The 7,612-nt window shown below is 61.2% G+C and carries 6 protein-coding genes; 2 read left to right on the top strand and 4 right to left on the bottom strand.

Annotated features, from left to right (window positions below):
• Window positions 1-28 precede the first annotated feature (28 nt).
• The 4 genes from GO615_RS19575 to GO615_RS19585 all read right to left on the bottom strand — a co-directional run bounded on the left by GO615_RS19575 (window position 29) and on the right by GO615_RS19585 (window position 5,310).
• A complete protein-coding gene (locus tag GO615_RS19575) occupies window positions 29-3,229 on the bottom strand; it encodes a hypothetical protein (RefSeq protein ID WP_169131130.1) in 3,201 nt (1,066 codons plus the stop codon).
• 183 nt (window positions 3,230-3,412) lie between these two features.
• Window positions 3,413-3,676: a hypothetical protein gene (locus GO615_RS19580; protein ID WP_169131132.1), complete on the bottom strand. Its 264-nt coding sequence runs from the start codon at window positions 3,674-3,676 to the stop codon at window positions 3,413-3,415.
• Between the two features lie 146 nt (window positions 3,677-3,822).
• A complete protein-coding gene (locus GO615_RS29230) occupies window positions 3,823-3,957 on the bottom strand; it encodes a hypothetical protein (protein WP_281358734.1) in 135 nt (44 codons plus the stop codon).
• 15 nt (window positions 3,958-3,972) lie between these two features.
• Window positions 3,973-5,310 (bottom strand): tyrosine-type recombinase/integrase, encoded by a 1,338-nt coding sequence (locus GO615_RS19585; RefSeq protein ID WP_169131134.1) that lies wholly within the window; start codon window positions 5,308-5,310, stop codon window positions 3,973-3,975.
• A 468-nt stretch (window positions 5,311-5,778) separates the two neighbouring features.
• Between GO615_RS19585 and GO615_RS19590 the strand changes: the two genes are divergently transcribed.
• Together GO615_RS19590 and GO615_RS29530 are read left to right on the top strand one after the other, a co-directional pair.
• Window positions 5,779-7,380: a hypothetical protein gene (locus tag GO615_RS19590; RefSeq protein WP_169131136.1), complete on the top strand. Its 1,602-nt coding sequence runs from the start codon at window positions 5,779-5,781 to the stop codon at window positions 7,378-7,380.
• Window positions 7,381-7,543: 163 nt separating this feature from the next.
• On the top strand, window positions 7,544-7,612 hold a 69-nt coding region (locus GO615_RS29530), incomplete at its 3' end, for a transposase (protein WP_169131142.1).

A 7,612-nucleotide genomic window follows, 5' to 3' on the forward strand; every position in this document is an offset into this window, starting at 1 on the left:
GATGCGCGGGCGCGCATCCATGCCAACCTTAGGCGCCCGCTGAAATCGCGCCGCTGAGGAAGCGTTCCACCTCAAGACCAGGGAAGCGCTGTTTGACGACGGCGAGGAATGCCTGGACGTCAGGGATGGGCGGCAGGACATACTCGTGCAGGTGGGAACGACCGGCGTTCTTCACATCGTGGAGCTTCGTCGGGAAGCCCATCTGCGTGAGCCATTCGGCGAGCTTCGCCTGCGAAAGATCCACATTTTCCAGTCCCCAAGCTCGCTGAACGTAGGCCGCCAGGAACAGACGGCGCGCGATTCCGACCTCTGACGTCTTCTCGGTCGCGTACAGCATTCCCGTTTTTCCCCGTGATGCAGGACTGCCGCCATTGCCGTTGTCGGATGTCTCGGATTGCTCGAAGTCATCATGTTCCCTTCGCACTTCGTGGCGCCGCCTGCGCTCGCGGTTCCCGGCACGGAGCGTGTAAAAGGCCTGCCAGGCGTTCCAGTCCTCAAGGGTCTTCAGGCAATTCCCCGGACGGATGACCTCACCGTCCTTGCCTGCCCGCCCCCTCCGCCATTCGTCGAAGACAACGCGCGCCAGCTCGCCTTCCTCGACGGTGTCCCAAGGTACCGTGTCACACGCGAGATGCTCTATCCCGGTCGACTCGATTCGGACCATGCGCGGATTAACGAGACAGCGCTTATGGTCATATTCAAGATTGAGTCGCACCACGGAATTGACGGTCTGCAAGTCCCAGTCCTTGATCAACATGTCGCGCATTGACATCAGGGACGGTCGAACGATGGTCTGGTGGGGGACCCGGTTGGAAAACAGATCGAGCATGTAGGCGTTTTGTCCCGCGGGCGACATGAGCCACTTCTCGCGTTCCTCGTCGCCCTCCGCAAGGTCCAGTGGAATCTTTACACCGCCCTTCGCAACAACAGGATCTTCGCCGTTTATCGCTAGGCCGGTGAGTTGGAGGCGCGTCTTGCCAGCTACCGCTTGAGCGATGACGTGCTTGACCTCCGTCATGCTTGTGCCCGGCGCGACCCTGTCCACGAGCGCCTGGAAATGCCGGCACATCGTTCCAGACAGATCCAGCTGATCCGTATTCACGAGCAGGCCATCGGTCGTCGCCGAGACAAGCAGCGCGTCGGCGGGGAGCTTCCACAGGATCTCGCTGAGGACGGCACGGGCAAAACCGGACACCAGCGCGGCGATGGCCGGTTCAGTGATCCTCGACAGGCCGATGGGCACGGACGCGAGCGTCTCTGGGGAGAAGCCGTTCCGTCCCTTGCAACCTTGTCCCGTCTTCCCGTACCCACCGTTTCCGACCAATTTCATAAATTCATGGGGTAGGGACTTCCTGGCGAACTCGAGGCGCATCAGCCGAGTGTAGATGGACGACGACTCGAAGGGACGGTAGCCAGCATCTCCGCGATCAGGGGGCGGGAATTGCATCTGCGGGCTTAGCACGCATGCCTCCCCACCCCCTGCCGGATCAATGTTCGACGCCTTCTCGTGCTTATTGCGCCTCTGCCGCCGGCCCAGCCGAGCCGCACTGTCCGCAAAGACCTTGGCGCGATCCTTCCATGGGATGACGATGCCGAAGCGAACATCGAGCTTCGCTCCCATCTCGTGGGCCAGTTCGATCTCGGGTGCGGTGGCGAGGGACACCCCCTTTCGGGGGAACCAAAGGCCATACTTTTCCATCACCACGGGCAAGCAAGGACGAGCAATCTCCGGGGGGAACTCAAACGTGACCTCCGCGTATCCGGCCACATGCCCGCAAAGTTGGGAGACGTCGCGGACAATCTCGATCCGCTCGTAGTCCAGGGCCATCGGGCCAACGAGGCTCATTACGTAACACGCCGCCAGATCGTGGTCGTAAAACGGCTGTGCTCCGGCCGGGCGGGGGGTCGGGCCGAACCAGTACGCCTCGTTTCGACCGCCTAGGTACGCATCGGACAGGAGTGCCTCGAACCATCGGCGCAGCCGGCTTGGGACCCGCCGCTTCCTGCTGATCGGCCGACCACTGCCCTCATCCCAATGCCAGTCGCGCATGTACTCATAGTTCAGCGCGACGTCAGGATGTACGCCATCGCGCAGCATACACTGCTCGATGAGGCGTACAGAGATCCCGCTGGCGGTTGCACTTAGCCCCTTCAGACCGAGATACCGTTCGCAGAACCAAAGCACCCACAGCACGTACATGACTGCGATCTCCGCGTCGCGCAAGCCATACGCGCGGAAGAACTCGGGCTGCTCGCGCTGCAGGCGGCGCATGTCCTTCTTTGCGTAGCCGGCCGGGAGCGTCAGCTTGGGGATCCCGAGCCAGTCACCAAGCGTGGTGACAGATTTCCCGGGTGGAGCAAGACGCGAAGCGTCGATGATGCGCACCGATAAGAGCCGCGGATCGAATGGGTCATTCAGCGCGTAGGCGTAGCGCGCCTTCAAGCGGAGGGCCCGCGATTCGCTCATCGGAAGATTGAACTGCGCAGGATCGCCAACAGTCGCAAGCGTGCCATTGATCCCCCGCAGTTGGCCGCGAAATTCCTTGAAGTCGCGGAATACGGTGATGTCGGCAAGCGTGAAGAAGCCGCACAGGATGACTTCGCTCGGCCACTCCTCGAAGACGTCGGCGTCTTCCGCCTCCTCAAGCAGATCGCACAGCGTCTCACGCAGGGCGGGGCGCGACTCGATGACCTCGCCTCCCACGATGTCAATGACCTTCGAAAGGACCTCGCCATTGGGCCCGACAAGATGGAACTGGACGGAGAGAATCTCGTTCCTACCCTCCCTGGCCTCATTCCATTCGGCATCGAAACCGATGAAGACCGGGGCACCAGGGCCAGGGCGAAGCGCGGCGCCTACGTTGCCGGGCACGACCTGCAACGGCGACGGATCGCTAGCGAGTTCAGCGAGAAAGGCATCGCGCGCGTCGAGTTCCTGGGCGCTCGGGCCAGCAATGGGCAGTTCTGGCGGCAGCATGCGTGCCATCTCGGGTTCGGGCTGGGGGCCGGCGACGCCTTGTGGGACGGGTCTCACTCGCGCTTGCGCCATGAGCGGCTCGAAGAGACGATCGAGATGCACCAGCAACTGGGAGAAATCCGGTAGCCGTGATCGCTTGACCGCGAGCTTGGTGCGTGTCGCCGCATCGTCGAACAAGACATCGACCGCGGTGTCATCGGCAGCGGCAGGCGAGTTCCCCGGCATCGAGGAAGTGTCGGTGTCAATTGGCATACTTATGTAACCCCCGTGGACAGATTGACACCAGTCGAAGGTGCGAGAGGTCGAAGCGACCCACGAAATCCTCAGGCACCCAGGACAGGTAACAAAAATAAAGCCGCGAGCCAGCACGGCTAGCGGCTCAACTACAGCGGTGCCTATTAGCACCACCGACCTGTACGACTTCAGTAGATGTGGTCAGGCAGCGCGTCGATCGCTATCTTCGGCGAGTTCGAGCATCGACCAATCGATCTTGGAACGGCCCCGCGTATTGATGAACCCGGTCAGCATTTCGACGACGAGAACGCCTACCGTCTCATTTCCGATTGGGATCCACGCGATCATCCGCCCACGCAGATCGTAGATAGCGACACCGTTGGGGAATACCTGCATTCGACCGACGCTGCCGCGAGCGATCGAAGTCTTCCCGTCAGGGGTGGTAAAAGTATCGTTGAAGGCCATAGCTATCAGCTCCATTGGTTAAAATGGCCGTGCATCACAGTGGGGGCGCGTCGATCTCTGCCGGCAAGCGTTTCGACGCTGCCACCCACACCAAGTACAGCAAGCCTGTTCCGGGGAGAATCCCTCTTTGGGCTTGATTGCCGAAGTCAGAACTCCTCCTCTCGATCGTCATCGAAGCAGCCACGGTTGGGCGTTTCCCATTCTTCGTCGACAAGATCACCCTCGTAGAACGCACCACCAATCTCGTAGTCGCGTTCGTCGTAGTACAAGTCACCACTCATGATTCACTCCTCGTGTTAGGCCGCTTCTCGCGGCAGTTCGTCGAAAATCTCGCGCAGGTCGCCGCCATTGCCCGGCCGGGTGGATGGCTGCGACTGAGGGCTCGAGATATGCAATTCGGGAGATCCGTTGCGGGCCCCATCTAGGCCGAGCCCGGCGTAGATGGTCCGACTAGCCTGGTTTGCTGCCTGGCGCAGGCGGTCGTTGTCCGCGATGAGGTAATGCGTCTCGGTCACCGAGGTGCGCGAATGCCTCAGCAGTCTGCTGACGTCGAGCACCGAGACGCCTTGAGCCTGTATGCCGGCTGTTGCGAAGCCGCGGCGCAGATCGTGCAGGGAAAGGCCGCTGATGCCAGCATGCTTCTGCAGAGCCTGGAATGCGCGGTGCGGGTGCGACATCGGGCGCAGGCCGTCGCGCGAGGGGAAGAGGAAGTCGCTGCTGTGGCGGTAAGCCTTCCTGCGATCGACAATTCTCATTGCCTCAGGCGAGAGGGGGATGGATTGCGGTACGCCGCTTTTCGTCACGGGAAGACTGAGGACGCCGCGTGCCTCATCAACGTCACTAAACTTGGCGCGACGCGCCTCGCCGGAGCGCAGGCCCGTGACCATCAGGAATTGGACGAAATCGATGGTTTGCGATGGGGGCATCGCCGCCATTGCTGCGCCGAGACGTGCAAGCTGGTCGGGCGACGCGAGCGTTGTACGTGCGCGAACCACGTTCGCAATTCGGAGGCTTGACGCCGGGTTGGTCGTGAGCAGGTTCAGGTCGACCAGGTCACGGCAAATTGCGCGCAGGAGAGCGACGCATCGGTCGGCAGTAGCAGGCGTCAATGACACACGTAGGTCGCGGGCAATTCGTTCCAGAACGCCGCGGTTCAACTGTCCAAGCGAAAGATCGCCGAGCCGCCCCTTGAGGTGGTTTCGGTAACGGCTTACGTCGTCCCGTAGCGAGCGTTTTCCGCGAGCGATCGCAGCCGTGAAAACCTGTTCGACGGCCGCATCGAATTTCATCTGGCGGGAGCGCGGGCTTCGACCTTCCGTGACGTCGGCCTGGAGTTGCAAGTGGGCGGCGATTGCCGCCGACATGGTAGTGGCGCCGAACCTGCCGAGAACAACGCAGGTCCATTTACCCGTGAGCGGATTGCGATAGTCCGAGCGCCAAGCCAATGCGCCGGTCCTATAGCCGAGCAGGTAGAGATCGGGAATCCCCGGCACGGGAACTTGGATTTGTTTCGGCGGCGGCACGGCCGACGGAGATTCGAGATAACGATCCCAAGCGTCGAGATAGGCACTGACGCCTTCACGTGCGAAGGCCGGAAGCTCCTTCAGGCGGATCTGTGGATCCCGGCGTTTCAAGCCACCACCCCGCTGTGCGGACGACCGGCCCCCGTCGCACTGTCGGTGGCCCCGGACTTGGAGTCCATCGAGCCCGCGACGGCCGACGACAAGGGGCGGACGAGAGCGTGCCCCGATGTGAGAGGGTTATTTTGTTGGTCAGTACACGTCATGCAGACCATACGAGTCAGCTCCTATATATGAATAATGTCTTCTGTTTTTGCACTGTTTGTGCGGCGCCGATTTGCAACGCCGAGTGGAGCATAGAAGGGCATGAATCGCGATACAAGTCCCTGCGAAAGGCGCTGTAAGTGCGCGAAAAATAAAGAGAAAAGTGCATTTCTACTGGGGTCCTGGGGGGGCGACTGACATCCCTTGAGGATAAGTAATTGTGCTGACGGGATTCTTGGGCGTCGCTCGGCACACAAGAGAAAAAATACTTGTCCGCGAGGGACGACAACCGTCCATGCGAATGCGAGAATAATCAGCATGAAACCTGGCCAAAATGACCGATCCCACCGTCTGCACATTGACGGGGAAGAGAGCATCGACGACCGTCTGTCGAAGCGTTCGCGATGGAACAGTGAAGAGCGTCGCGCCCGCGAAGCATGGCTCCGGGTGCAGTTGGACCCGAGCGCGACCGGGAGCGGTGCGGGAGGCCTGGCGGGAGAGTCGTCGCGGGTGATAGCCAGGCACCTAGGCGAGCAGTTCGGCCGGGAGATCAGCGAGCGATCAGCTCGACGTTATGTCCAGGAGGCGCAGGTCGGATACACGAACGAACTGCGCGTTCATCGGGGCGGGCGACCGAAGAAGGCTGTAGAGTCGGGCGCTGATCCCGGGGCAGCGAAGCGCGGACGAGGCCGCCCACGGAAGGCAGTTGATACGTCCCACGCGAAGGGATCGAAGCTCGAGAAGGACTGCACGTCGAGGCACGTTCGAGGCGGGGGGACCACTAATGAGCATTCCCAGGACCTGACTGAACTGTTCGACCCTCTCTCCGAGCGGGAATTGTTTCTGGGCGTTTGCGCTGATCTTATGCATTTGTGCGGGGTGTCGGCCTCCCATCTCCATCGCCTTTTAAAGCAGCTTGAGCGGCACTTCCCGACGTTGCACGCCTTGGCTGGTTGCCGATCCGGTTTCCTGAGGGATCTCTCGGCGGCACACGGGCGACCGCGCCGGGTCTTCTTTCCGATCGGCCCCGGCAGGAAGCTCTTGAATGGCGCGATTAGCCTGCGTCAGATCGTCTTGTTTTCACCACGGGGCTTCCGCGTGGTGGCTCTGGCGTGTGAATTGCGCACGTTGTTCATCAATGCACACATTTTCGAGGTCTCGGTGCCGGAACAGCTTCGAGCACTTGCGCCCCGGCTTTTCCCTCCACGGCGAGGAAACCCGGCAGAGGGAGTCGATCGAGGGAAAGTGCGACTGTTGGAGTGCGATGCCGAAACGGGGGAACTCACCGGCCTTCGAGTGGCACTCCCGACCGGCGCGATCGAGGCGCTAGTTCACGATACATGCGATAGGGTGGGCTTCCCCGTCACAGACGTGATGCTGGGTCCAGATATGAACGTAGGCGCGAACGCTGAGACCGCATGGAGGCGCTACCTGCGATCGGACGTGCCGCTGCAACAGAATACCTGGCCTCTGCTCGGCGATGACATGCCGACCGATGCGTTCCGCCGGCAACTGGCGGGATTGCTGAACGAGCATAACCGTTGGAACGCGCTGGACGAAGTGAAGTGGCGCCGGAGCGCCTCAACCGCGTTAAAGCACGCGGCGGATCGCAATAATCGACAGGGCCGAGGCGGTCGCAAGCGAGGGAGTGCGACAGCGGCCAGCAGCGGCCAAACGATCCTGGAGATCGAGAAGGCTCACCCTGTAGACCCCAGGGGGGGAACGCGAGTCAGGTGCGCGGTTTTCTGGGCCGAGGGCTTAGCGACGCGGGACGACACCAGCAACGTCGGCGCACAACGGGTCGAACAAATTGATAATCGATATGAGGGAGATTCCGATGAGTGCCCTAACGAATCGTCCTTGCGGCGCGACGGCGATGAGACTGGATTGGTGGGAAAATGCGACAGCCGTACCAGGTAAGGCGGTCCATTTGGCGGTTGGTCTATGGATCCTAATGGCCAGCAAGAAATGCCACACGGTACGCCTGACCCGAAGAACTATGGCTCGAGTGAACATTTCGCGCTATGGCCTGCTCCCGATTCTCCGGACACATTGCATGGCAACATGTGTCTAGGAGGAATCGATGCGAACAAGAAGGAAGTTCTCGGACGAGTTCAAGCGCGAGGCGGTGCGTTTGGCAACGCAGCCGGGT

It is taken from the genome of Aromatoleum evansii (assembly GCF_012910805.1).
In the GTDB taxonomy this organism is placed as follows: Bacteria; Pseudomonadota; Gammaproteobacteria; order Burkholderiales; family Rhodocyclaceae; genus Aromatoleum; species Aromatoleum evansii.

Bases quoted from the DNA above. Each gene is read 5' to 3' on its own strand.
- GO615_RS19590 (WP_169131136.1), top strand. From the start codon at position 5,779: ATGAAACCTGGCCAAAATGACCGATCCCACCGTCTGCACATTGACGGG.
- GO615_RS19580 (WP_169131132.1), bottom strand. From the start codon at position 3,676: ATGGCCTTCAACGATACTTTTACCACCCCTGACGGGAAGACTTCGATC.
- GO615_RS29230 (WP_281358734.1), bottom strand. From the start codon at position 3,957: ATGAGTGGTGACTTGTACTACGACGAACGCGACTACGAGATTGGTGGT.
- GO615_RS19575 (WP_169131130.1), bottom strand. From the start codon at position 3,229: ATGCCAATTGACACCGACACTTCCTCGATGCCGGGGAACTCGCCTGCC.